At 58.5% G+C, this 25,357-nt stretch carries 15 protein-coding genes; 5 read left to right on the forward strand and 10 right to left on the reverse strand.

Going from position 1 to position 25,357, the window contains the following annotated elements:
• Position 1: 1 nt before the first annotated feature.
• The 8 genes from NR302_RS22975 to NR302_RS23010 all read right to left on the reverse strand — a co-directional run bounded on the left by NR302_RS22975 (position 2) and on the right by NR302_RS23010 (position 10,299).
• Positions 2 to 1,684 carry a hydantoinase B/oxoprolinase family protein gene (locus tag NR302_RS22975; RefSeq protein WP_258145432.1) on the reverse strand — a complete coding sequence of 561 codons (1,683 nt, stop codon included), beginning with the start codon at positions 1,682 to 1,684 and terminating at the stop codon, positions 2 to 4.
• On the reverse strand, positions 1,684 to 3,771 hold the full coding sequence (locus NR302_RS22980) for a hydantoinase/oxoprolinase family protein (protein WP_258145433.1): 2,088 nt from the start codon (positions 3,769 to 3,771) through the stop codon (positions 1,684 to 1,686). Before NR302_RS22980 ends, NR302_RS22975 begins: the two co-directional genes overlap by 1 nt.
• Before the next feature lie 42 nt (positions 3,772 to 3,813).
• Positions 3,814 to 5,154, reverse strand: coding sequence for an MFS transporter (locus tag NR302_RS22985; RefSeq protein WP_008110132.1), 1,341 nt, complete (start codon positions 5,152 to 5,154; stop codon positions 3,814 to 3,816).
• A gap of 55 nt (positions 5,155 to 5,209) precedes the next feature.
• Positions 5,210 to 5,842 (reverse strand): RraA family protein, encoded by a 633-nt coding sequence (locus NR302_RS22990; protein WP_154156555.1) that lies wholly within the window; start codon positions 5,840 to 5,842, stop codon positions 5,210 to 5,212.
• Positions 5,843 to 6,348: 506 nt separating this feature from the next.
• Positions 6,349 to 7,122 carry an FCD domain-containing protein gene (locus NR302_RS22995; RefSeq protein ID WP_258145880.1) on the reverse strand — a complete coding sequence of 258 codons (774 nt, stop codon included), beginning with the start codon at positions 7,120 to 7,122 and terminating at the stop codon, positions 6,349 to 6,351.
• A gap of 78 nt (positions 7,123 to 7,200) precedes the next feature.
• Positions 7,201 to 7,518 carry a PTS sugar transporter subunit IIB gene (locus NR302_RS23000; RefSeq protein ID WP_008110135.1) on the reverse strand — a complete coding sequence of 106 codons (318 nt, stop codon included), beginning with the start codon at positions 7,516 to 7,518 and terminating at the stop codon, positions 7,201 to 7,203.
• Between the two features lie 9 nt (positions 7,519 to 7,527).
• Positions 7,528 to 8,955, reverse strand: a complete 1,428-nt coding sequence (locus NR302_RS23005) for a glycoside hydrolase family 1 protein (protein WP_258145434.1) — start codon at positions 8,953 to 8,955, stop codon at positions 7,528 to 7,530.
• A 9-nt stretch (positions 8,956 to 8,964) separates the two neighbouring features.
• On the reverse strand, positions 8,965 to 10,299 hold the full coding sequence (locus tag NR302_RS23010; protein WP_061719102.1) for a PTS sugar transporter subunit IIC: 1,335 nt from the start codon (positions 10,297 to 10,299) through the stop codon (positions 8,965 to 8,967).
• Positions 10,300 to 10,467: 168 nt separating this feature from the next.
• On the opposite strand from NR302_RS23010, the gene NR302_RS23015 reads away from it, so the two are divergent.
• Both NR302_RS23015 and NR302_RS23020 read left to right on the forward strand, forming a co-directional pair.
• Positions 10,468 to 10,779: a PTS lactose/cellobiose transporter subunit IIA gene (locus NR302_RS23015; RefSeq protein ID WP_258145435.1), complete on the forward strand. Its 312-nt coding sequence runs from the start codon at positions 10,468 to 10,470 to the stop codon at positions 10,777 to 10,779.
• Between the two features lie 93 nt (positions 10,780 to 10,872).
• On the forward strand, positions 10,873 to 11,502 hold the full coding sequence (locus tag NR302_RS23020; protein WP_258145436.1) for a LysE family translocator: 630 nt from the start codon (positions 10,873 to 10,875) through the stop codon (positions 11,500 to 11,502).
• A gap of 614 nt (positions 11,503 to 12,116) precedes the next feature.
• On the opposite strand, the gene NR302_RS23025 is transcribed toward NR302_RS23020, so the two are convergent.
• Both NR302_RS23025 and NR302_RS23030 read right to left on the reverse strand, forming a co-directional pair.
• Entirely contained in the window at positions 12,117 to 12,602 is a 486-nt protein-coding gene (locus tag NR302_RS23025; RefSeq protein ID WP_154156561.1) for a hypothetical protein, read from the reverse strand.
• 173 nt (positions 12,603 to 12,775) lie between these two features.
• Positions 12,776 to 14,962, reverse strand: coding sequence for a TonB-dependent siderophore receptor (locus NR302_RS23030; protein WP_258145437.1), 2,187 nt, complete (start codon positions 14,960 to 14,962; stop codon positions 12,776 to 12,778).
• Between the two features lie 278 nt (positions 14,963 to 15,240).
• Here NR302_RS23030 and fes point away from each other — a divergent pair, with 278 nt between their 5' ends.
• Genes fes through NR302_RS23045 form a run of 3 tightly spaced genes read left to right on the forward strand, consistent with a single transcriptional unit; the run spans position 15,241 to position 25,264 of the window.
• Entirely contained in the window at positions 15,241 to 16,599 is a 1,359-nt protein-coding gene (gene fes, locus NR302_RS23035; RefSeq protein WP_258145438.1) for an enterochelin esterase, read from the forward strand.
• Positions 16,592 to 16,813 carry an MbtH family protein gene (locus NR302_RS23040; RefSeq protein ID WP_154190925.1) on the forward strand — a complete coding sequence of 74 codons (222 nt, stop codon included), beginning with the start codon at positions 16,592 to 16,594 and terminating at the stop codon, positions 16,811 to 16,813. The genes fes and NR302_RS23040 overlap by 8 nt, the downstream gene beginning before the upstream one ends.
• 51 nt (positions 16,814 to 16,864) lie before the next feature.
• A complete protein-coding gene (locus NR302_RS23045) occupies positions 16,865 to 25,264 on the forward strand; it encodes a non-ribosomal peptide synthetase (RefSeq protein WP_258145439.1) in 8,400 nt (2,799 codons plus the stop codon).
• The last annotated feature ends 93 nt before the right edge of the window (positions 25,265 to 25,357 follow it).

Consider the following 25,357-nt stretch of genomic DNA (forward strand, 5'->3'; position numbering starts at 1 on the left):
TTTAGCCTCTTGTAAGGTCATGCAGGTTCACGCCGTAATCACGCAACGCGCCCGCTTCAGTGATGTAACCTTCCTGCACATCCCACAGGATGGCGTTGAGATCGCGCTCAGCTACCGGCATTTTGCCGCCGCCGCCCGGCATTTGAATGGTGACTTCGTCGCCGGGTAACACATCATGGCGTCCAACCGGTTTCGCCAGCGATGCGCCGTTAATCGCTACAACGTTTGGCGCACCCGCCGCCGCGCCTAACACGCCCTCTGCCGCGTGTTTTTGCCGCGAATAGAACATGCTGTGTGAGAGCGGATATTTACTGGTGTTGCGAATCACCATGCGCTGCGCCACGCCGCCACGATAGCGTCCGGCACCGCCCGAATCGGGCACGATGGATTTCTGCAGGAACAGCAGCGGCGTGGCAGATTCAATCAGCTCAACCGGCGTGGAGGACATGTTGCCAGGGAAGCCGGTGACAATGCCGTCTGCGGCAGGACGCGCGCCGGTGCCGCCGTTGACGCACAGGCTTTCGACAAAACGGCGTCCGTCATCGAACTGTCCGGCGAACACGTCGCAGGTGACCGGCGCGCTGCCCGAGTGGCCCATCACGCGATCCGGCATGATATCGGCCAGCGCAGTGAAAATGGCGGCGTGCGCCATGTGTCCGACGCGGTTACGCATCTCCACCGCACAAGGCGGACGCGCATTAGCAATCGAGCCTTCCGGCGCGGTGACGGTGATGGATTTGAAGCAGCCTTCGTTATTCGGCAGATGCGGCTCAAGCAGACATTTCAGCGGATAGACGCTGTAGGCATAGGTGAATGACATTGGGCAATTGCTGCCAAACAGCGACTCCGCCGACGAACCGGCATAATCGATGGTGATGTTGCTGCCCTCGACAATCACCGCCACGTTGAGATGGATGTCGCCTTCGTAGTCGCCAATATCCACCGCCGCTTCGTAGCGACCATCCGGCACTGCCTCAATCGCTTTGCGCATGGCGATTTCAGTCAGCGAGTGAATCTTCTCCGCCAGCGGCGTTACCGATTCCAGCTGCAAATCCTCCATCAAGCCGAGCAAGCCGTTAGCGCCAATTTGGTTGGCCGCCAGCATGGCGTGCAGATCGCCTTCCACCTGATCCGGCGAGCGCACGTTGGCAAGGAACAGATCCAGCAATTGCTGGTTCACCTGACCGGCAATCATCAGTTTGCTCGGCGGGATGAGGAATCCCTCTTCAAACATATCGCGCGATGAGCCCATATTCAGCGAGCCGCCAATATCGGACATGTGCGCCGCTGCGCCGGTAAACGCCACCAGCTTGCCGGCGCGGAATACCGGCGTTACCACCGTCACGTCATTGAGATGGCCGGTGCCGAGCCAGGGATCGTTAGTGATCAGCGCATCGCCGGGTTTCAGCGTCTCCGCCGGAAATTTCGCCAGCAGATGACGCACCGTGGCGGGCAGTGTGCCGATAAACACCGGCACGCTGGTTTTCGGTTGCGCCAGCGAGCTGCCGCTGGCGTCCATCAGCAGGCACGAGTAATCGCCTACTTCGCGGATAATGCTGGAGAACGCCATGTTAACCAGCGTGGCCGCCGCCTCTTCCGAGATGCTGACAAGGCGATCCCAGGTAATGCGCAGGCTAATCGGATCGTCGAGAAAACGCAGATGATCGGGGGTTGTCGCACTCATCAGTTCAGCTCCATCAAAATATTGCCTTGCGGGTCCAGCTGCGCGGATGCGCCGGGACCAACATAAATCGCGCACTCTTTTTCCTGCAGCAGCGCCGGGCCGTGAATCGCTTCGCCGGTGATCAGTAAGCTGCGTGGGATGACGCGGCAGGCGCTGAAGCCCTGCTCGCGGCCCAGATAGACTTGCAAGCTCTTCTCGCGCGCGTCGGGTTCAGGATGGCTGAGTTGATCGGTGGTATTCAGCGCGGGCGGCGTGGTCTGCACGCGACCGCGCCAGTTAACCACTTCCACGCCTTGTCCCGACAAGGTGCGACCAAAGCGCGCCAGATGGGCGGCTTCAAAACTGTCGATCAAGGCTTGCGCATCGCCGTGCGCAAGGAAGCTTTCCGGCAGCGTGACGGTGAGCTCCGAACCCTGGCCGACATAGCGTACGCCCGCAAGTTTCTGCTGAATCGCGGTATTCGGATCGGCGTTGGCCGCCGCCAGCGTGGTGATCGCCTCGTCAAAGCCTTCGGCGAACAGCGCCGCAATGCGTTTCACATCAATGCCGGGCTGCAGGCGGCAGCGATCGCTGCGCACAAAGTCAGCGCTGGGCGGCGCGGTCAATAAGCCGAAGGCCGAGTAAACGCCCGCTCCGTTCGGGAAGTAAACGCGTTTGACGCTCAGCTGTTTCGCCAGCGACCAGGCGTGGCTCGGGCCCGCGCCGCCAAACGCCAGCATGGTCATTTGTGCTGGGCTGACGTTTTTCTCCACCGAATGGGTGCGCAGCGCTTCGGACATTTTGCTGTTGGCCACTTCATGAATGCCCCATGCGGCGTCTTCAATGCTCAGCCCCAGCGGTTCGGCGATGCGGCGAATCGCCTGACGCGCGGCTTCAACGTCGAGCGGCATGCGTCCACCGAGAAAGGCATCGGGATCGAGCAATCCCAGCACCAGATTGGCATCAGTAACCGTCGGCTGCTCGCCGCCGCGCGCGTAACAGGCCGGACCTGGCCAGGCGCTGGCACTTTCCGGGCCGATTTCCAGCAGGCCAAGAGAATCGACACGCGCGATACTACCGCCGCCCGCACCAATCTCAATCATGTCCACCACCGGCAACTTCACCGGCAAACCGCTGCCTTTCAGCAGGCGATCCGCGCGCCCCACTTCGTAATCGATGGTGATGGACGGTTCGCCATCGCGCACCACGCACGCCTTGGCAGTGGTGCCGCCCATATCAAACGCCAGTACCTGACGTTCGGCGTTTTTACGCGCGAAGGCGGCGGTGGCAACGATGCCGCCTGCCGGGCCGGATTCAATGATGCGCGTGGGATAATCCGCCGCCACCTGCGGTGCCATCAGGCCGCCGTTCGATCCCATCACCAGCCAGTCGCAGGTGAAGCCGCCCTCGCGCAATTTGGTCTCCAGTCGTGCCATATAGCGGCGCGCTTTCGGCTGCACAAAGGCGTTCATGGCGGTTAACACGCCGCGATCGTATTCGCGGATTTCACGCGACACTTTGTGCGACACCGAGATGGATACGCCCGGCAGTTCGCGGCTGAAAATCGCTTCGATGCGATTCTCATGTTCCGGCCACGCATAAGCATGCATGCACAGTACGGCAACGGCTTCATAGCATTGGTCGCGCAGCTCAGCGGCCAGCCGAACCACTTCGTCTTCGTCGAGCGGCGTAATCACTTCGCCGCGTGCCGTCACGCGTTCGCTGATTTCATACGACTGAGAACGCGGCAGCAGCGGCTGCGCCGGTGCACCATTCAGATCGTAGATGTCATAACGGTATTCACGCCCCAGCACCAAAACGTCACGGAAGCCGCGCGTCACCACGAAGGCGGTTTTCGCGCCACGCCGCTCCAGCAGCGCGTTGATGGCCAGCGTCGTGCCGTGCGTGATGGTGTGAATGTCGCTGGCTTTGAGGCCGGCCAGCTCCACCAATTGGGTTAAGCCGGTGTACGCCCCTTCCGAAGGATCTTCCGGCGTGGTCAGCGTTTTATGCCGAATCGCCTCGCCAGAGATGTCATTCAACAGCACCAGATCGGTAAAAGTGCCGCCAATATCAAACCCTATCCGCCAGGGTGACGCGTTTTTCATAATGACCTCGAAATCCAGAATGTGGGCAGATTGCTACGGCGTTCACTCGGCAGCGAGTGGCTTACCGGCGGTTTCTTTCAGATACAGCGTGCTGATGAGCGTCAACGCGGCGGTGAAAATCACCATATAGCTGGGAATGCTGGCGATGCCGGTCATCCCAATCAGCCATGTCATCAGTAAGGGCGCGGAGCCGCCAAAGATCACCGTTGAGAGGTTGAAGCCGATGCTGTAGGCGCTGTAACGCACGTTGGTGGGGAACATTTCGGCCAGCGTCGCCTGAATCACACCGGCATGTCCGGCGAAGGCAAAGGCCAGCAGAACGGCCGCCATGCACGCCAGCGGGAACATACCGAGCGTCAGCAACCAGAAACAGGGCCACGCCAGTAGCGCCATCGCAATCGCCGACGCCACCAGCAGCGGCTTGCGTCCAAGACGATCCGACAGCCACGCCATCATCGGAATGGTGGCGATAATGGTGATCAAGCCGCAGGCGGTGACCATCAGGCTTTGAATCTGCTGGAAGTGCATCACTTTATTCAGGTAGGTCGGCATGTAGACAAACAGGATGTAATAGCCCGGACCGTTGACCGCTGGCAGCGTGATCGCCAGTCCAATCGCTTTCAGATGGCGCTTTGAGGAAAGCACTTCACGCAATGGATTGCGCACCACGCGCTTGTTGGCTTTTACCATCTGAAAATGGGGCGTGTCCTCAATGCGGGTGCGGATGTAGACGCCAATCAAGGCCATCGGAATAGCCAGCAGGAACGGCACGCGCCACACCCAGGCGGTCATCGCCTCCGTACCGAACACGTTGATCAATCCGCTGATCAGCAGGCTGCCGAACAGCAACGCGATAAACGATCCCATCACCAGCGGCGACATCACCACCGCGCGGCGATGATCTTCGGCATATTCCGCCACGAACGAACCTGCGCCCGAGACTTCGCCACCAGCAGAGAAACCCTGCACGATGCGCAGCAAAATCAGCAGCGCCGGTGCCGCCCAGCCAATGCTGGCGTAGCTCGGCAGCAGGCCAATCGCCGCCGTCGCCAGCGAGATCATCAGCAGAAGAATCGCCAGCAGCTTCTGACGGCCCATTTTGTCGCCAAGATAGCCGCAAATGACGCCGCCAAACGGGCGCACAAAGAAGCTTACGGTGAAGCCGAGGTAGGTCAACATCAGGCCGGAATCGGTGGTGCTCATGTCACTGGCGGAAAACACCAGCACCAGTGAACTGACCAATAAGCCGTAAATGCCGTAGTCATACCACTCGACAAAGGATCCGACGCCGCCCGCAAGAGAAGCACGGCGGACGACGTTATTCTTGGTTGTTCCGTCCTTCGGCAAAGCGTAATCCATTGTTACCGCATGTGATTTCGTCATTGGTTTGCCCTGAAAGTGTGGTGAAAACATCCCCGGAATGCGCTAAGCCAGCGGCTTATTTATACTGACGCGTCACTTCTGCCGTCATTTCTGCTTCACGGCGCGCCACTTCCTGCACCGCCGCTAATACGGCTTCGGCGCGCCAGAAGGGAATGATGATCACGCCGTCATCGTCGCCGACCACGATGTCACCCGCACAGCACACCACGCCGCCAATCGCCACCGGTTCACCGATCACGCCCGGACCGTTTTTGAACGGACCCGCCGGCGTGGTGCCGCGACAGAAAGTGGGTAAACCGGTGGATTCAATCACGCTGCGATCGCGAACTGCGCCGTCGATAACCTGCGCCACCGCACCGGCATGCTGGAAGCGCTGCGTCAGCTGCTCGCCCACCAGCGCCCGATCAATGTGGCCCTGGCCGTTAATCATCATCACGTCGCCCGGTTGGATGTAATCCAGCGCGCGGATCACTGCCGCGTTGTCGCCAGCCGTGACCTGAACCGGAAAGGCAAAGCCAACAAACGCCGTGTTGGAGGAGACCGGAACAATGCCGCCATCGCACATATTCAGTCTTTCCATCGCATCGCCAATGTTGGCAACAGGAAATTCGGCAAATGCCGCCAGCCATTTATTTTCCGGGCGCTGCCATGATGTCGAAATACGGACTTCAGCCGTTTCAAGAGCCATTATCGGTCACCTTTTAAAATGAAAAACCATTATCAAGTGAGAAACTTTTATCATTTTAAAAATTAGGTGTGCAACGTCTTTTTTACATGGATATGACAGGTGCGAGGTTTTAAATTAACGGAATTGTGCAGGATTCAATCGGAGGGGATGTTTTTAATATATTGATTATAAACAATATTCATTCAGTCGCTTTTAATCCGCTTAGCGGTCTGCTACCGAAATAAATCGGATTATGCGCTGCTATAGTGTTTTCTTATGTTGATTTTATGAGGAGAAGCACAAATTAAGTGCATTAATTATTGAATCAGGCGATACGTGTCACAATTTGGTGCGGTAATTAACGCGGAGCCATAAGTAAATAAATAAAGGCTTCAGTTTTCAGCGGTTAAATAATTGGATGCGATGTTACATTGCACTGTGGCGGTGCGCATAAATGCGCACCTGGTCGCCATAAATGGCGCCCCTACGACAGCGGGTTTGTAGGGTCGCCATTTATGGCGACCTCATCACATCACCTTACCCTGAAAAATCGGTACCGATTCGAACAGGTAGCCATCAAAGTCCGGTGCATCGGCATCGGATAACTCCAGTAGCGTATTCTTGACGTTTTCCAGGTGCTGCCACATCGCCTGCCAGGAACCCATCACATCACGACGTCGCAGCGCGGCCAGAATGGTTTGATGATCGCCCAGCCACTTCAGGCGGTAAGCGCGGGTCTCATACTGCGGTCGCAGCTGCTGCCAGAGCGGGCTGGCTTCGTGATGACGCCAGACGCTGGTAACCGTATCGAGCAGCATCTGATTTTGCGTCGCGCCCGCCAGCAGCAAATGAAATAACTTGTCATTATCCTGGCTGCTGTCGTTGAGCGCGATGGCGCGCTGCTCCTGCTCCAGCGTGCGGCGCAGGTTTTCGATATCGGCTTTGGTGGCCATTTTAGCGGCGAAGGCGGCGATATTGCTCTCCAGCAACTGACGCGCCTGCAACATCTCGAACGGGCCGACATCGCTGCGGAAAAACGCCTCTTCCGCATCCTCACTTTCCGAAGGAATGCGCATCACGTAAACGCCGGAACTTTGACGAATATCCACCGTGCCTTCCAGCTCCAGCATCAGCAACGCTTCACGCACAATGGTGCGGCTCACGCCCCAGGTTTCCGCCAACTGTCGCTCTGGCGGCAGTCGTGAGCCAACCGGGTAATTGCCATCGAGGATTTGCTGACGCAGATGCTGACCAATTTCCTGATACTGCTTTTTCTCTTGTGGCGCTTCGGCTTTTTCCACGCTCTCACCCTTTTGCATCATGGTGCATTCGGCCCGGCCGCGTCCTGTGCGAGCCGGAACCTGACTGCTATCTGGGCGCTAGTGTACCAAAGCCAGCGCCTGATCGAGTACCTTTGCACCATTCAACGTGCCGTAAGCCACGGTATCGATCACCGCAATCGGCAGCTGATAGCTGTCGGTCAGCTTTTTATTCTCCTCCAGTTTAAAGCGCACCTGCGGCCCCAGCAGCACCACTACCACGTCCTGACCGTAATTTTGTAGCTCTTCACGCAGGTTCTGTTCCGGAATGGCGTAGATCTGGTACTCAAGACCGCGTGCTACCGCCTCTTTCTCAATGCGGGTGACTAACATCGAAGTCGACATGCCTGCTGCACAGGCCAGAATAATGCGTTTCATCGGTCGTCCTTATTTGGCTTCATCGTCAATGTTGAGGGTCAATTGCTGGGTGTCACGCAACTTACGGAACCAGTGCGCGGATTTCTTCATGCGTCGCTGCCGCTGGTTGTCGAGGTCGATCTCAATCAGTCCGTAACGATTTTTGAAGGCGTTCATCGGCGAAACGTTGTCGGTGAAGGCCCACAACATGTAGCCCTGACAGTTGCTGCCCGCTTCACGTGCACGCACCGCCTGGTAAAGATGTTCAGCAATAAAGTTGATGCGGTAGTCGTCCTGAATTTCCCCCTGCGCATCCTTAAATTGCGCTTCGTTTTCGATGCCCATGCCGCTCTCGGCCACAAACCACGGCAGATTGCCGTACTCCTCTCTCATGCGCTGCGCCATGTCGAAGACAATGCGCGGCTGAATTTCCCAGCCGCGCGAGCTGTTCATGCGGCGACCCGGCAGCTCAAAATGTTCGTAGTAAAAGGCGGGATGAAATGGCGTCTCCGGATGCCACGCGCGTGACGGCGCTTTTACGCGATGCGGATAGTAAAGATTCAGACCCACTTCATCGACGGTGTTGGCGGCAATGATCGCCAGCTCGTCCTCGGTGACGTCCCACTGCACTTCATGTTTATCCAGCAGCTGCAACAATTCAGCTGGATAAACGCCTTTGATCGCCGGGTCGAGAAATACCCGGTTGTAGAACAGATCGTAGATTTTCGCGGCTTTAACATCGTGCGCCGCCGACGAGCGCGGATAGGTCACTTCCGGATTGAGAATGGTGCCCACCGTGCCGGCATAACCCTGCTGGCGGAACAGTTTCACCACCTTCGCCGTGGCGAGATTTTTATGGTGATTCCACTGCATCCACTTATGGGTGTTCTGCTCATACGGCCAGCGCAGCGCATCAAGATAGACGCGCGTCTGCACCACAATCGGCTCATTAAATACAAACCAGCGCGTCACTTTTCCGGCGTAGCGGGCAAACACCTTTTCGACATAGCGAATAAACAACTCCACCACATGTTTTGACTGCCAGCCGCCGTACTCTTCCAGCAACTGCAGCGGCAGTTCGTAATGTTCGAGGCACAACATCAGTTCAATGCCCTGACGCTGCATCTCATCAATCAGTTGGTCGTAATAGGCCGCGTACTCCTCATCAACCACCGCGTTTTCATAGTCGATGAGAAAGCGCGACCAGTTGATGGAGGTGCGATAGTGCGTCAGCCCAGCCGCTTTCATCAGCGCCACGTCTTCGCGGAAGCTGTTGATAAAATCGGTCGCCACCGCCGGTCCATAACCGTTGTGCCAGACATGACGATCCTGCTGGTACCAGGCATCCAGATACGAATCCTGCCCGGCTTTTTTGCCGCTCCAGCCTTCGGTTTGCCAGGCCGATGCCGCCGCGCCGAGGATAAAGCCCTCTGGCAGCGCAATGGTGTGCTTACTCATCGAATCTCCTTAATTTTGTGCCAGCTCGGCCTGCAGATTTTTCGCTTCCGCCGCTTCGGCGCGACGTGCAGCCACTTTGACAAACGGCAGATAAATCAATACTGAAACCACAATGCAGATGATTTGCGTCACTACCGCGCCCATCGAACCGGCGGTCGAGAGCCACGCATTGATGATTGGCGGCGTAGTCCAGGGAACCATCACCACCGCTTTACCGGCGAAGCCCATCACCGTGGCGAAATAGCCAATCGAACCGGTTACCAGCGGCGTGATGATGAAGGGAATAGCGAGAATGGGATTGAGCATGATCGGCATACCAAAAATCACCGGCTCATTGATGTTGAATAAGCCAGGTCCAAACGACAGTTTGGCGATTTCCCGCATCTCTTTGCGTTTGGTGGCAATCATCACCGCGGTTAACAGCCCAATCGTCAGACCGGAACCGCCGATGCTCATATACACATCCCAGAACGGCATGGTGATGATGTTTGGCGCTTCTTTGCCTTGCTCGAAGGCGTTCATGTTGACCAGAATCGCCCCCAGCAGCAGCGGCTCGCGAATCGGTTTCACCATTTGGTTACCGTGAATACCAATCACCCAAAACAGCTGGGCAACAAACATCAACAGCAGAATGCCCCACAAGCTCTGCACCACCGATTCCAGCGGCTGCTGCACCACTTTGTATACCGCGTCGTACAGGTACATGCCGGTGATCTGATGGAAGATAAAGCCAAAGGTGGCGACCAGCGTGACGGTGATGATCGACGGGATCAGCGCGGAAAATGATGCGGCTACGTTCGGCGGCACGGTATCCGGCATTTTGATTTTTAGCCGTTCAACCTGCTCCAGCCGGCAGTAAATCTCCACCGACAGAATGGCGATAAACATGCCGAGGAACAGACTTTTGGTATCGGAGAACTGTTTCGCCAGCACATCGGTGACCACATGCATCTGGCCATCTACCAGCATTTGCAGCGTGGTGGGCGTCACCGAGATGAAGCAGATGATCGCCAGCAGGCCGGGAAACAACGTTTTAATGCCGTTGATGCGACCCAGTTCGATACCAATCAGAAACACCGCGCCAATATTCAGAAAGCTCAGCGTGGCGTAGTTAATGCTGCTGGTGATCGGTTTTAAATCGGCGAGAAACGACAGCGCAGAGAAACTGGCGAGGCCATTTTTCGGGTCCAGCACCATGTTGGAAATCAGTACCGAAAACGCGCCGACGATGATCACTGGCATCAGCGTGATGAACGAGGCTTTGATCGCCATGATGTAGCGGTAGCTATTGAATCGCGTGGCAAAGCTACCCAGCGAATCGATAAGACGTTCCTGTAGAGACATTGGTCAACCCTCAGCGGTTTTAGGTGTTATGCATCAGCTTGATGGTTCGTGGCATACCAAAATGGCGATATTCGCGCTTAATTTCTGTGATCATGCTCGCGGAACTCCTTTTTGGTATTCCGGTAGCATCGTTATCACCAATTTGGCATACCAATAAGTGAGGCGGATATGGATTTTGAACAAACGATGATGGAGTTGCTGATTAATGCTGGTGAGGCGCGTTCGCAAGCCATGATGGCAATCCAGCAGGCGCGTAAAGCTGACTGGCAAGGTGCCGATGAGGCTTTGGCGGCGTCAGATGAGGCCGCCAAAGTGGCGCATAAAATCCAAACCGCATTGATTGGCGCCGATGAAGGCTGCGGCAAAGTGCCGGTTACGCTGATTTTGGTGCATGCGCAGGATCATCTGATGACGGCGATGCTGTGCCGCGATCTGGCGGGCGAGTTGGTGCTATTGAGGAAGGAGTTGCACGGGAAGTAAGGGTGCAGCAAGGATGAATATTTAAACCATTCTGGAAGAATCAAGCTTCAGGCGATATAACGTGAGTTCCCTTCCGCCATCACAGAGGAACCTATGGCGCTGTCACATGAATTGATTCTGATCTACACCACCTATTTCGTCGCCACCGCCAGTCCTGGCCCGAGCAATATGGCGATTATGGGCACGGCGATGAAACAGGGACGCGGCGCGGCGCTGGCATTAGCCAGTGGCGTAATTGGCGGTTCGATGATGTGGGCGCTGCTGGCGGCCTGCGGCGTGCTCACCGTGCTGGCCACTTTCGCGCAACTGCTGATTGTGCTGAAGATTGGCGGCGGATTGTATCTGTTGTGGCTGGCGTTCAAGGCGGGGAAATCGGCATTGCGTAAGCCAGATGCCAGCGAATTCGCGCCGGGCAGCGAGAAAGCGCACTTTGGCAAAATGTTTCGCCAGGGCATTTTGATGCACGTCGGCAATCCTAAAGCGATTTTGACGTGGGTGGCGATCATGTCGGTGGCGTTAAAACCGGGTGCGGCGGCATCAACCTTGCCAATGATAATTGCAGGCTGCGCGGCGATTTGTGTGCTGGTGTTTGGCGGTTATGCGGTGTTGTTTTCCACTGCGGTGATGGCGGCATTTTATCGCCGCATCCGTCGTGGGCTGGATGCGATGCTGGCTTGTTGCTTTACGGTTGCTGGGTTGAAACTGGTGTTTAGCCGGAGTTGATGTGGGGAGGTCGCCATTAATGGCGTAATGCATGTCAGATAAGCAGCGCACTGACATCGCAGGGACTCCGCCCGCTAAGCATCTGGTAGTTTCAGAATGTGTGAAGCAGGCGGCCGGGCTAAGGTCCGAAGGCGCGGACCTTAGCAATCCGCGCCTGCGCCGCCTGTGATGACAGTGTCCGCACGTATTCATGCGCACCAGGTCGCCATAAATGGCAACCCTACGGAATTTGTAGCGATGGCGAGTCAGGAAAATGCATTGCTGCTGCAGCGCGGGTGTTGAGGCGACATCCTAATCCGCTGAACGATTGAGGGATTCCAGGGCGAGCCGCATGGATGCGGCGAGAGGTGGCGCTGAGCAGGAGCGAATCGCCGCCGGTCCGTCAGGAATCGTGAATGAGTGAAGGCACCGCGAAGCGGCGGGTTGGGCTGGCGCAAGGCCCGGGAGTGCAGAGGGCGCGGCCAGGCGCCCTTTGCTCGGTCGCAGCACGGAGATGCTGCAACTGCCTCAGCACATGGCGAACGAAAGTCACTCTGTGCTTAACTGATCGGCATTACGCCATTTATGGCGACCCTACAAAACCTTGCTGGTGCGCATATTTACGCACCCATACATCACGAATTATTCGGCGGCGTGGCGTCTGTTTCGCTGAACGCGGGCTTCTGGCGCGTTACAGAATAGACCACGTTTTTCGGGCTGTTCGGATCGGTGGTGACATCCACAGAGGCGATGGTCACTTTGCCAAAACCAAACAGCGTCTGCACGTAACCTCCAATCTGGTGTTTACCAGGCGAAACGCGAATCTCTCTCTTCTCACCCTTCTTCAGTAGGCCCGCATCCTGACCATCTACCGTCACATAAATAGATGAACCGTCATCGGTACGCGTGACCACATGCGAAATGTTGATTACCGTTGGGCCGGTTTCAAACGGTGAAGGCGAATCGTTACTGTCGATTGGCGCGCCGGTTGCAGGCTGAGCGGCGGACGCGTCCGCAGTCGCAGTGCTGTCATGTGATGTACCTGTTACGGCGGCAAGGCGGGCGCAGCCGGTAAGCATGATTGTTGCCATCAAAGTGGCTAAAGTGAAGCGCGATAACATCGTGACGAAAAACCCCTGCTAAATGAGAAGCGTTCATTTTAACGCGCCTTGCAGAGTGATGACAGTCACACAAATACAGTATTTTCCGAAAACCGGCTAAGAAGTGTCTTAGTGGAAAGCGAGCCGCACGGAATGCGAAACGAAACGGCGGCCAGAGAGGCCGCCAGTGGGAATTACCAGCTGTAGCTGACGGAAGCCACAATGGTGCGACCGCTGCCGTAGAAGCAGGCGCTTTCGTTACTGCATGACGCCACGTAGTGCTTATCCGCGATATTGTTGACGTTCAGTTGCAGCGTGGTGCCGCGCAGCGAATTCGCCGCTTCACCCAGCTCATACTTCGCCATCGCATCATACAAGGTGTAATGCGGTACTTTGTCGACGCCAATTTCGTCCGCTGGCGCGGTGCCGGTGTAACGCACGCCGCTACCAAGCGTAAAGCCGCTCAGCACGCCATCAAGGAAGGTGTAGCTGCCCCACGCCGATGCCGCATGACGCGGAATGCTCGACGGAGAATGGCCGATACGCTGCGTGATGCTGCTCTCCTTGGTCACCGCATCGGTATAGGTATAAGCCGCTAACAGTTTAATCTCGGGCGTAATCTGCGCGTGCGCTTCGGTTTCGATACCTTTCGAACGCACTTTACCAATCTGCTCGTTGTAGCCGGTCACGCTGTTATACGCGGTGATATTTTTCTGAGTGATATCAAACGCTGACACGGTAAACACCGCATCCCAACCGACCGGCTGATACTTCACACCCACTTCGGTCTGTTCGCCGGTGGTCGGTTTGAACGGATCGGTGCCTGGCGCGCCGCTGTTGAGGTTTGGCTCAAACGAAGTGCTGTAGCTGACGTACGGTGAAATGCCGTTATCGAACGCATACAGCAGACCTGCACGGCCGGTGAACTTGTCGTCATTCTGCTGGGTTTCACTGTTGTCGGTGCGATCCTGAGTGCGCACTTCGCTCCAGTCGTGACGTCCAGACAGCAGCAGGTTCCACTGATTCCACTCCAGCTGATCCTGCAAGTAAACGCCCACCTGATCGAGCTTCTTGCGCGTGCTGGTAGTCAACGTCAAATCGCTCTCGTTGATGCTGATACGCGTTGGATTGGCCCAGTCGAGGATGTATTGATCGCCTCTGTCGAGCCACAGTTTGTTATCCACGTCGCTCCACTTGTAATCGAGCCCGCCGAGCACGGTGTGCGCGATGTTGCCGGTTTCAAAAGTGGCTTTCAGCTGGTTATCCAGGCCCAACTCTTTCGACTTGATCTTGTCATGCTGCGGACGACGGTTGATTGAGTGATCGTTATCCGCATCAAAGGTATACACCAGATATTTGTACGATTCGTCCATGTTGCTGTAGCGCAGATTCTGCGTGAAGCTCAGGTTGTCGTTGAGATTGTGCTCGAAGATATAGCCGATCGAGGTCTGTTCGCGTTTGGCTTCGTTGAAGCTCGGATCGCTGACGTTGAAATCGTAAGGAATGTAACCCGCGCTGCTCTCTTTCAACGTGCCGCTGGCCGGCAGGAAGTTACGGTAACCCGCTTTCGGCTCGTTCTGGTACATGGTCAGCAGCGTAAAGCTGGTATCCGCGTTCGGCAGCCAGGTAATCGCTGGCGCAATCGCCATGCGCTGCTGTTTATTGTCCTTCACGAACTCATGTTTGGTGCTGGCGATACCGTTCAGGCGGTAGAACAGCGTGTTGTCATCGTTCAGCTTACCGCCGAAATCAAACGCCGCTTCACCCAAATGCTGGTTGCCGGTGCTGAGCTGCACTTTATGAATGCTCTGCGCGGTAGGGCGCTTGCTGGTCATCGCCACGATGCCGCCTGGATTCACCTGGCCGTACAGCACAGAAGCTGGGCCGTGGATCATCTCTACGCGCTCCAGCAACCAGGGATCAACCTGCCCCGCAGCGCCAGCCTGGCCGGATAAACCGTAGCTCAGGCCATCAAGGAATTTCGGCGCATAGCGGAAACCGCGCGCGATGATCTCATCATTACGGTTGGAGTTACCGCGATAGTTGGTCAGCACGCCGCTGCTATAGCTCAGCGCATCCGCAACGGAGGCCGCCGCCTGGTCGTCCATCTGCTCGCGGGTAATCACCGAAATAGATTGCGGGGTTTTGCGCAGCGGCGTGGACGTTTTGGTGCCCGCCGCGCTCTCTTTCGCCACATAACCCTGCAGCGGCGAGGTCACGCTTTCACGCGTGTCGGCGTTTACGGTAATGGTCTCTTCGGCGGCCACGCTGAAGGCAGCCGGTGCCAGCAACAGAATTGAGGCCAGAGAAAGGTATAGAGGATTGAGTCTGAACTGACGTGCCACAGCAGGTATTGCTGAATTTCTTGCTTTTACGGACATAGTTGCCATCTCTATTTCAAACTGCCTTGTAGATGAAATAATCCGTTCAGTCGCCCTCGCCCAACGACAATGGCTGTAACGGATTGAAATATTACTCGCTTGCGTTATTTACGGTCCTAATCTCCCTGCGTGACGTCCTTCACAAAATAATCCACTGAAAATCCGAAGGTTTATTAGGCGCGAAAAATCATATTGCAAATGTAAATCGTTATCAATAGCATTTGCATTAGCTTTGGTTAAGTAAAGACAGTGAACAAAATGTGGAGATGGGTTGCAGGATGTTTCTAACAAGCGCAGAAAAAACGACGCAGACGTGGTTGCCCGCCGGGACAGTTGCGCAATGGTTGCAGCAGGCCGATTTGGGTAGCGAAGGCTGGTGGCAGCAGCTTTATACTGTCGGTACGCCGCTGGTTGAGCGTGACGAAAATGGTCAAACGACCATGCACTTCTTCTGGCGCGATCCCGAAGGGCATTCCGCACTTTCTTCCACTGAACGGGTTTACGTCGATATTAACGGCGTCACCGATCACCACAGCGAAGCGCCAGAAACACTGGTGCGCGTGAACGACAGCAACGTCTGGCATTGGTCGACCGCCATTGAGTCCGACTGGCGCGGCAGTTACAGCCTGATCCCCGCCACCGCGCAGCAGTTACCGCCGCTGTTTTGTGGCGATGATGCCGCCTGTCGCGCGCTACAGCGCAAGTGGTGGATTTCGCTGATGCCGCTGGCAATCCCCGACAAATTCAATCCCACGCCGCCGTTTCTCAGCAGCCGCCGTTTTGCCTTGAGCAACGCGCACATGCCGGATGCGCCGGATCAATCCGCCTGGCGCGCGCTGGATGCCGGCATGGCGGAAACCTGGCCGGATACGCTGCAAACCCTGCAGTGGCGCAGCACGTTGCTCAACGTCACCCGTAACGTCTGGCTCTACAGCACCGGCACAACCACTCAGCCCGAACAGCGTCCGCTGGCGATCCTGCTTGACGGCCAAAACTGGGTGTACGGCCAACCGATTTTCAGCGCGCTGGATCAGGTCACCGCCGATGGCGAACTGCCGCCCACCTGCTGGCTGTTTATCGATGTCATCGACAGCCAGCACCGTGAAGCCGAATTACCGTGCAACGAAACCTTCTGGCTGGCGGTGCAGCAGGAACTGTTACCGCTGGCGCGCCAGCACGCGGCGTTCAGCAGCGACGCCGACCGCACGCTGGTGGCTGGACAAAGCTACGGCGGACTCGCCGCGCTGTATGCCGGTTTGCACTGGCCGCAGCGTTTTGGCCGCATTCTCACGCAATCCGGCTCCTTCTGGTGGCCGCATCTGCAATACATCCGCGACTACGCCAACCGCGAACAGCACGCGCCCGGTTTGCTGTTAGAGCGGCTGCAACAGGGCGAGTTACCGCCGGGCAAGCTGAAGATTTTCCAGGAAGTGGGCGATCGCGAGGAAGACATGGTGTACGTCAACCAGCAGATCGTCCCGGCGCTGCAAGCCGCAGGCCATGAATTATATTTTCGCCGTTTCGCCGGAGGGCACGATGCGTTGTGCTGGCGTGGCGGTCTGATCGACGGCTGCCGCTGGCTGCTGGCCGATTTTCTCTCCCCGACATCAACCTCTGAAGGTAATAACCATGTCTGAACAACAGAATCCGTTTGATAACGACGCGCTCGATTTTCTGGTGCTGCTCAACGTGCGTCAGCAATACAGCCTGTGGCCCGCTTTTGCCCCGGTTCCGGCAGGCTGGCACAACGTAGCGGGACCGCTAACGCGCAGCGCCGCTATTGAGTTTATCGAAGCAAACTGGCACGACATGCGGCCAGCGACGCAACAGACGTCGTCTACCGCGCATTAATTTTTTTAACTTTCTCTTTTTTAAATTGTTTTTCTCGACAGGAATTGTCCTTTGGCATCGTTAAACAATCTTTCTCCAGCCTATCCTTTAGTCGCGGCGCAGCCCGGCATTTGGATCGCTGACAGCATTGCGCAGCAGCGCAATCAATTTACCGTGGCGCACTACAGCGTGCTGCACGGCGACATCAATCGCGCGGCGCTGGACAGCGCCATACAGCAGGCGATGGCGGAAGCCGATACCGTGCAGGCGCGCTTCGGCCTTGATGATAATGGCAATCCGGCGCAGTGGTTTGGTGCGCAAGCGCCGGTCGCACCGGAATGGCATGATTTCAGCCAGCGCGCCGATGCCACCAGCCAGGCGCACAAACTAATGCAGGCGGATCTCGCCGCCGAGCTGCCCGCCGACGGTGACAAACCGCTCTATCGCCACGCGCTGATGCGCATCGGCGACGGCAGCTGGCTGTGGTATCAGCGCTATCACCATTTGCTGGTGGATGGCTTCAGTTTTGAAGCGCTGACCCAACGCGTCGCGGCAATCTACGCCGCCCTTTGCGCCGGAGCAACGCCCGCGCCCTCGCCGTTTACGCCGTTCACCACGGTAATTGAAGAGATTCAGCAGTGGCAGGATTCGCCTGCTTTTGCGCGTTCAGCCAGCCACTGGCAAAGTTACGCGGCGGATCTGCCAGAGACGCTGACGCTTTCCAGCGAAAACCTGAGCGATCACGGCGATCGCCCGATCAGCTGTCAGGTGACGCTGCCGCAACTGGCCACGCTGCGTCAGCAGCAGCAACTGGCCGACAGCAGCGAAGGCGATATCGTCAGTGCGCTGTTGGTGGCCTATCTGGCACGCTTCAGCAACAGCCAGCGTCTGTCGATTGGCTTCCCGTTTATGCGCCGCATGGGTTCGGCGGCGATCTCCACGCTCGGCCCGGTGGTCAACGTGTTGCCGCTGATTTTCAGCGTCAGCGATGAGATGACGTTGCCGATGCTGGTGCAGCAGGTGCAGGGCGAAATTCGCAAAGCGCGCCGCCATCAACGTTATGAAGCGGAGCAGCTGCGCCGCGATCTCGGCCTGGTCGGCAACAGCCAGGCGCTGTATGGCCCGGTGATTAACGTCAAGGTTTACCATGACGATCTGCAATTCGACGGCCAGCCCGCCCCAACGCACACGATGGCGATGGGCCCGGTGGACGATCTGGAGTTTGAAGTCGGCTTCCGCGATGGCGCATTGCAGCTCACGCTGGTAGCAAACCCGCGCCGCTACGATGCGCAAACGCTACAACGTCATGCCGATCGCATCAGCCATCTGCTAACTCAGTTCGCGGCGGATGCCAGCATTTGCTTAGGCGCGCTGTCATTGCTGGCACCGCAGGAACAGATTGATCTGCAACGCTGGTCAACCGGACCCACCATCGTGCCGCCTGCCGATACCTGCACCATCGTCGATATCTTGCTGCAAGCCGCTGAGCAATACGGCGAGCAAACTGCAGTGGTGTGCGGCGAGCGCAGCCTGAGCTATCGCCAGCTCGCCGATCGCGCGATGCAACTGGCACAGCTGCTGATCGCGCGCGGCTTGCAGGCTGATGACGTGGTAGCGATTGGTATTCCGCGTTCAGTAGATTCATTAGTCGCAATATTCGGCGTGCTGGCGAGCGGCGCGGCTTATATGCCGCTCGATCTCGACTATCCGCGCGAACGCCTGGCGCTGATGTGCGATGACGCGCAACCTAAGCTGCTGCTGACGCACTCCAGCACGCTAGCGCAGATGCCGGAACTGCCGCATCTGTTGATTGACCAGCTTGCGTTGAGTGATTATTCCACCGCACGACCTGACACCAAACTGTGCGGCGACGATCTGGCCTACATGATCTACACCTCGGGTTCAACCGGCCGTCCGAAAGGCGTGATGAGCACCCATCAAGGTTTGCTCAACCTGTTCCTGTCGCACCGCGAACATCTGTTCGGCCCGGCGATTGCACACTTCACCGCCAACAGCCCGCGCCGCATGCGCGCCGGTCACACCGCCTCCTTCTCGTTCGATTCTTCGTGGGAACCGCTGTTCTGCATGCTGATGGGCTGCGAGCTGAATATCTTTGACGAAGAGCTGCGCCGCGATGCGTGGGGCCTGATTCAACAGATGAACGCGGTGCCGGTTGACTTGCTGGATATCACGCCGTCGTTCTTCTCGCAGATGATCGACAGCGGCCTGCTGGAAGCCGACAACCATCGTCCCTCTTTTGTGATGATTGGTGGTGAAGCGGCCACGCCAACGCTGTGGAAGTTGATGCAGCAACAGCAGCAGATGGAGATCCACAACTATTACGGGCCGTCGGAATACACCATCGATACGCTGGGTGCCAGCGTCATGGCATCACCGCAGCCGGTGATTGGTCGTCCGGTGGGCAACAGCGAAGTCTATCTGTTGGATAACCAACTGCGTCAGGTGCCGATTGGCTGCGCTGGCGAGCTGTATATCGCCGGAACCGGCATCGCGCGCGGTTATCTGCGCCGTCCCGATCTCACTAGCGGACGCTTTGTCGCCAATCCCTTCCGCGACGGCGATGTGATGTACCGCAGCGGCGACCTGATGCGCTGGCGTCAGGATGGACAGCTGGCGTTTATTGGGCGTACCGATCACCAGATTAAAGTGCGTGGCTTCCGCGTCGAACTTGGTGAAGTGGAGAACGCGCTGGTGGCGCTGCCGGAAGTCAGCACCGCCGTGGTGATTGCCGAAGTAATGGGCGCCACGCATCGTCTGATTGGTTACTGCTCGGTGCAGGATAACGCGCTGCGCGCCGATGCCGATCTCAATGCCCGTTTGCTGGCGCAGCTGGCTACGCAGTTGCCGGATTACATGGTGCCTGCGGTGCTGATGGTAATGGACGAGTTACCGCTCAACGTTAATGGCAAGATTGATCGCCAGGCGCTGCCGAAGCCGCAACAGGCGCAGCAGAGCCAGAGTCGCGCCGCCAGCACGCCGCAGGAGCAGCTGATTTGCCACGCGATTGCCAGCCTGCTGGGGCTGGAGAGCATTGGCGCGGAAGATGATTTCTTCGCACTCGGCGGCGACAGCATCTCCGCGATGGGGCTCAGCACCGCCGCACGTCGCGCCGGTTATCTGCTGCGTCCACGCGAAATCTTCGCCGAACGCACCGCCGCACGCATGGCGCGGGGTTTGCAGCCGCTGGCACAACACAACTCCGGCGCGCGCGTGGCGCAACAGGGCGCGATTGGCGGCTTGCCGATTTTGCACTGGTTCAATGTGCAAGCCGGTATCAATGCGCGCTTTGCGCACGGTGTGCTGCTGTCGGTGCCGCCGCAGTTGCAGCTCGCACAGCTGGAACAGCTGATTGATCAGCTGACGCAGGCGCATCCGGCGCTCAATGCCTTTACGCGTGGTGATCAGCTGATTGTCGGCGAAGCGCTGGCGTCGCGCCCTGCCCGCGTGCGTGCGCTTGAAGTGCAGGATCGCGACCGCGCAGCGGAACAGGCGTTTAGCGAAGATGCTGAGGCGCTCGATCCGGCGAACGGCGCGCTGCTTCGTGCCACGCTGCTGCAGCAAAACAGCATCAGCTGTGGTTTGGTGCTGACGCTGCATCACCTGATTGTTGATGGCGTCTCCTGGCGCGTATTGCTGGATGAGCTGCAACAGGCCGGTGACGCGCTGATCAATAACACGCCGCTGGTGATCCCCGCCGAGGAAACCTCGCTACATGACTGGTCGGCCGCGCTGCTGGCGAACCTTTCGGCGCGCGCCACGGAGTTACCGTTCTGGCAACAGATGCTGGCCGAACCGCTGCCACTTGTCGGTGAACGAGCGATTCAGCCCAGCGATCGCCACCAGCATCAACGCACGCTGCTGGATGCCTCGACCACGCACGCGCTGCTCAACACGCTGCCGCAGCACTATCGCGCCACCAGCGAAGAGCTGCTGCTGACGTTGCTGACGATGGCATTGCGCCAACTCAACGGCAGCGCACAGCAGCGCGTCACGCTGGAGTCGCATGGCCGTGCCGAACTGCATGCACAGCAGGATCTGGCGCGCACCGTCGGCTGGCTGACGGCGGAATTCCCAGTGCTGCTGCCGCTACCCGAAAATCCACACGCGCCGCTCAATGAGTGCGTACGCGCGGTGAAAGCGGTGCTGCGTGCGGTGCCGGATCGCGGTATTGGCTACGGGCAACTGCGCTGGCTCGATGCGCATCGTGGCGTGACGTTGGAAAAACTGGCGGCACAACACGCGCCGCAGGTGCTGTTTAACTACCTTGGACGCTTCACGCAGCGCAGCGGTGACTGGTCGCCACAGCGCACCGCGCAGCAGTTCCGCGACACCTTCGCGGTGCTGCAGGATGAGTCGCTGCCGCTGCAGCACGCGCTGGAACTCAACGTGTTCGTTGAGGAGCAGCCGCATGCGGCGCAGCTGGCGCTGAACTGGAGCTGGGCGGAAGGCGTGCTCACTGCCGAGGCGATTGCCGATTTGCATCAGGCAATGGCCGCTGCCGCACAGGCGCTGATCACGTTGGCACAACATCAGCCGCAGCAAGCCGCCAATACGCTGGTGGCCGCCGAGGTGGCGCTGGATGGCGTCGATGATGCATTGCTGCAACAGCTGCATGCGCGTCACGGCGCGTTCGGCCATGCGCTGCCGCTGCTGCCGTTGCAGAAAGGTCTGCTGTTCCACGCGCAAACCACCGCGCAGCAAGGCAGCTATAACTCGTTAACCCGCCTGACAATAAGCGGCGATATCAGCCCCGCAGCGGTACAAACCGCGCTCGACGCGGTACTACAGCGTCATCCGCAGCTGGCGGCGCGCTTCGACGCTGAACTCAGCCTGCAACCGCTGCAGCTGATACCTGAAACGGAATTGCACTGGCCGCTAACGCTGCATCAGTTAGCCGACGATGATGACATTGTGGCGCTAGAGCATCAGGCGCTGGCGCAGGATCTGTTTAGCCAGCCGATCATGCTGCACGCCACATTGATCGCCCATCGCAATGGCATGCGCTGGACGCTGCTGCTCAACGCGCATCATCTGGTGGTGGATGGCTGGTCAACGCCGGTGATCCTCAACGATCTGCTGAGCGCGCTGCGCCAGCAAACGTTGCCCGCGCATAGCAGCAGCTACGCGGACATTGTGCGTCAGCTCAGCCAGCGCGACAGCCACGAAGCGCGGCAGCAGTGGCAGGAATGCCTGCAAGAGGTGCGTCCAACGCTGCTCTATCCGCAGGCTGCCGACAGCGCGGTCAACGAAAAGCGCATTACGCTGGATGCCACGCTGGAGCGGGAACTCTATGCGCTGTGCCGGGCCCGCGGCTTAACCCTGAACACGGTGATGCAGGGATTGTGGGGCTTGATGCTGTCGGTCGCCAGCGGCCAGCAAGACGTGGTGTTTGGCGCGCCGGTTTCTGGCCGTTTTGGCCAGATTGACGGCATCGATCAGCACGTTGGCCTGTTCAGCAACACGCTGCCGGTGCGCCTGCGCTTCGATCATCAACGCCCATTGCTGGCGCAGCTCGCCGATCATCAGGCGCAGCAAATCCAGCTGATTGAGCAGGATTGCCTCGGTCTCGCCGAGATCCAGCAGCTGGTCGGTGCCGGAACGCTGTTCGATACCTTGCTGGTGGTGGAGAACTATCCGGACAACCAAACGCTGCTGGACGCCAACGCCGCCGTGCGCTGCGAAGCAATTCACAATCGTGGTTACACGCACTATCCACTGACGCTGCTGGTGCTGCCGGGCGAACAGCTGACGTTGCTGATGGAGTATCGCGACTGCGTCAGCGAGCCGGAACGTCTGGCCGAGCGGCTGCTATTGCTGCTGCAACAGCTGGTCAGCACGCCGGATCTGCCGCTGACGCAGTGGAAGCTGCAAACGCTGGCCGAGCAATCGCTGCTCGCCTGGGTGAACAACACCGGCGTGCAGCTGGAAAATGAAACCCTGCAGCAGGCGATTGCCCAGCAGGCGGCGCGCACGCCGGACGCGCTGGCGCTAATGGATAGGGAGCATCGTCTGAGCTACGGCGAAATGCAGCGTCAGGCGATGCTGCTGGCGGATCGCTTGATTGAAGCGGGCGTGATGCCGGGCGATATCGTTGCCGTGGCGCTGCCGCGCTCGGTTCGTCTCAGCATCGCGCTCACCGCCATCCTGCAGGCAGGTGCGGCCTATTTACCGCTGGATATCGGTTATCCCGATGAACGTCTTGCGTACATGGTGGAAGATGCGCGGCCGTGGGTGCTGATCACCGAATCCGCACTTGAAACCCGCTTCGCCACGTTTGGCACGCTGATGATGTTTGATGGCTTAGCCACTGAACACATTCAGCCGCGCCACTCTTTGCCGCAGGCGGATGCTAATCGCCCGGCTTACGTGCTTTATACCTCGGGCTCAACCGGTAAACCGAAAGGCGTGGTGGTGAATCAACGCGCCATCGTCAACCGCCTGCGCTGGATGCAGGCCAGCTATCCGCTGCGCGCTGACGACGTGGTGTTGCAGAAGACGCCGTGCAGCTTTGATGTTTCGGTGTGGGAATTCTTCTGGCCGCTTATGACCGGTGCGCAGCTGATGATGGCACCGCCGGAAGCGCACCGCGATCCGCAGGCGCTGTGGCAGCTGATCGACGATTATCGCGTGACCACCATGCACTTCGTTCCCTCGATGCTGGCGGCCTTTGTCGGCCATCTCGTCGAGCAAACCGATCGGGCTTGCCCAACGCTGCGCCGCGTATTCTGCAGCGGTGAAGCGCTGGCGTGCGATTTGGCGCGCAGCTATCAGGCGGTGATCGCCGCGCCGCTGCACAATCTGTATGGCCCAACCGAAGCCGCTGTCGATGTCACCTGGCAACCGGCCAGCGGCAGCGCGCTGGATGGCCTCAACGGGCCGGGCGTGCCGATTGGTCGTCCGGTGTGGAACACGCAGCTGCATATTCTCGATAGCCTGCTGCGTCCGGTGCCGGTTGGCGTGCCAGGCGATCTCTATCTCAGCGGCGTGCAGTTGGCCGATGGCTATTTGCATCGCGCCGATCTTACTGCGCAGCGCTTTGTCGCCGCGCCGTTTGCCGAAGGCGAGCGCATGTATCGCACCGGCGATATCGCCAGCTGGCGCACCGACGGTGCGGTTGAGTATCTCGGTCGCAGCGACGACCAGCTGAAGATGCGCGGACAGCGTATCGAGCCAGGCGAAATCGAACAGGCGTTAGTGGCGCTGCCGGGCGTAGCGCAGGCGGTGGTCGCGGCGCGCGCTCTGACGCAACACTCGACGCCAGGCGTCGATAACCGTCAGCTGCTCGGCTGGCTGGTGGCCGAAGCGGGCGTGGCGCTGGACATCGACGCGGTGAAGCAGCAGCTGGGTGAACGTCTGCCCGCGCATATGCAGCCGGTCAGCTATCTGCTGCTCGACCATCTGCCACTCAGCGCCAACGGCAAGCTGGATCGTAAAGCGCTGCCGATGCCGCAGCGCAGCGCGCGCAGCGGTCGCCTGCCGCACAGCGCTAACGAACGTCTGCTGGCGGACCTGTTCCAGCAGCTGCTCGGTTGCGACAGCGTATTTGCCGATGACGACTTCTTCGCGCTCGGTGGCCATTCGCTGCTGGCGATGCGTCTGGCGGCGGAATTGCGGCGTCGCGAGGTGCCGCCACTCAGCGTCGGGCAGATCATCGCCGCGCGCAGCGTGGAGAAATTGGCGGCGCTGCTCGACGGCAGTGCCAACAGTGAAAGCGGTGGCAACGGCGAACTGCTGCCGCTGCGCGCTGGGCATGGCCCGACGTTGTTCTGCATCCATCCGGCATCCGGTTTCGCCTGGCAGTACAGCGCCCTGCTGCACTATCTCGACGGCGACTTCCCGATTGTCGGACTGCAATCACCGCGTCCACATGGTGTGATTGCCGCATGTCACAGCGTGGAAGCGATGTGTGATCACCATCTGCAGGCGATTCGCCAGCAGCAGCCAAGCGGACCTTATTTCCTGCTCGGCTATTCACTCGGCGGCACGCTGGCGCAAGGCATTGCGGCACGTTTGCAGGCGCAGGGTGAAACGGTGGCATTCCTCGGCCTGCTGGATACCTATCCGGCAGAAGGTCAGGACTGGCGCACGCCGGATGCCGACGAAGCGGAACAGGAAGTAGCGCGCGAACAGGCCGAATTTATGGCTGCGACCGAAGATGAGCGCGATCCGCTGTTGCGTGAGGAGAAAGCCGCGATGTTTAGCACCATCGTCGCCAACTACAAAGACGCCGTGGCGCGCCTCGCCGAAGCGCGCACGCCGCGTTACGCCGGCAACGCCAAGCTGTTTATGGCCGAGAAAACGCTGCCGCAAGGTATGGATGTGCGCGCCAGTTGGGCACCGTTCGTTGATGAATTGACCATCTTCCCGCTGGATTGCGAGCACGCCGATATTCTTTCGGCGGATTCGTTGAAGGTGCTGGGACCGTTAATTAATCGTTTGTTGGCAGGTTGAGGTTAGATACGTTTTTGTAGGGTCGCCATTTATGGCGACCGGCAACAACCGCGCACCGTAGGGTCGCCATTAATGGCGACCTCGTTCACATAC

Origin of the sequence: Pantoea sp. SOD02 (assembly GCF_024707505.1) — a bacterium.
GTDB classification, from domain to species: Bacteria; Pseudomonadota; Gammaproteobacteria; order Enterobacterales; family Enterobacteriaceae; genus Pantoea; species Pantoea symbiotica.

Bases quoted from the DNA above. Each gene is read 5' to 3' on its own strand.
- NR302_RS23020 (WP_258145436.1), top strand. From the start codon at position 10,873: ATGGCGCTGTCACATGAATTGATTCTGATCTACACCACCTATTTCGTC.
- NR302_RS23040 (WP_154190925.1), top strand. From the start codon at position 16,592: ATGTCTGAACAACAGAATCCGTTTGATAACGACGCGCTCGATTTTCTG.
- NR302_RS22990 (WP_154156555.1), bottom strand. From the start codon at position 5,842: ATGGCTCTTGAAACGGCTGAAGTCCGTATTTCGACATCATGGCAGCGC.
- NR302_RS22980 (WP_258145433.1), bottom strand. From the start codon at position 3,771: ATGAAAAACGCGTCACCCTGGCGGATAGGGTTTGATATTGGCGGCACT.
- NR302_RS23015 (WP_258145435.1), top strand. From the start codon at position 10,468: ATGGATTTTGAACAAACGATGATGGAGTTGCTGATTAATGCTGGTGAG.
- NR302_RS23010 (WP_061719102.1), bottom strand. From the start codon at position 10,299: ATGTCTCTACAGGAACGTCTTATCGATTCGCTGGGTAGCTTTGCCACG.
- NR302_RS23030 (WP_258145437.1), bottom strand. From the start codon at position 14,962: ATGTCCGTAAAAGCAAGAAATTCAGCAATACCTGCTGTGGCACGTCAG.
- NR302_RS23005 (WP_258145434.1), bottom strand. From the start codon at position 8,955: ATGAGTAAGCACACCATTGCGCTGCCAGAGGGCTTTATCCTCGGCGCG.
- NR302_RS23025 (WP_154156561.1), bottom strand. From the start codon at position 12,602: ATGTTATCGCGCTTCACTTTAGCCACTTTGATGGCAACAATCATGCTT.
- NR302_RS23000 (WP_008110135.1), bottom strand. From the start codon at position 7,518: ATGAAACGCATTATTCTGGCCTGTGCAGCAGGCATGTCGACTTCGATG.
- fes (WP_258145438.1), top strand. From the start codon at position 15,241: ATGTTTCTAACAAGCGCAGAAAAAACGACGCAGACGTGGTTGCCCGCC.
- NR302_RS22985 (WP_008110132.1), bottom strand. From the start codon at position 5,154: ATGACGAAATCACATGCGGTAACAATGGATTACGCTTTGCCGAAGGAC.
- NR302_RS22975 (WP_258145432.1), bottom strand. From the start codon at position 1,684: ATGAGTGCGACAACCCCCGATCATCTGCGTTTTCTCGACGATCCGATT.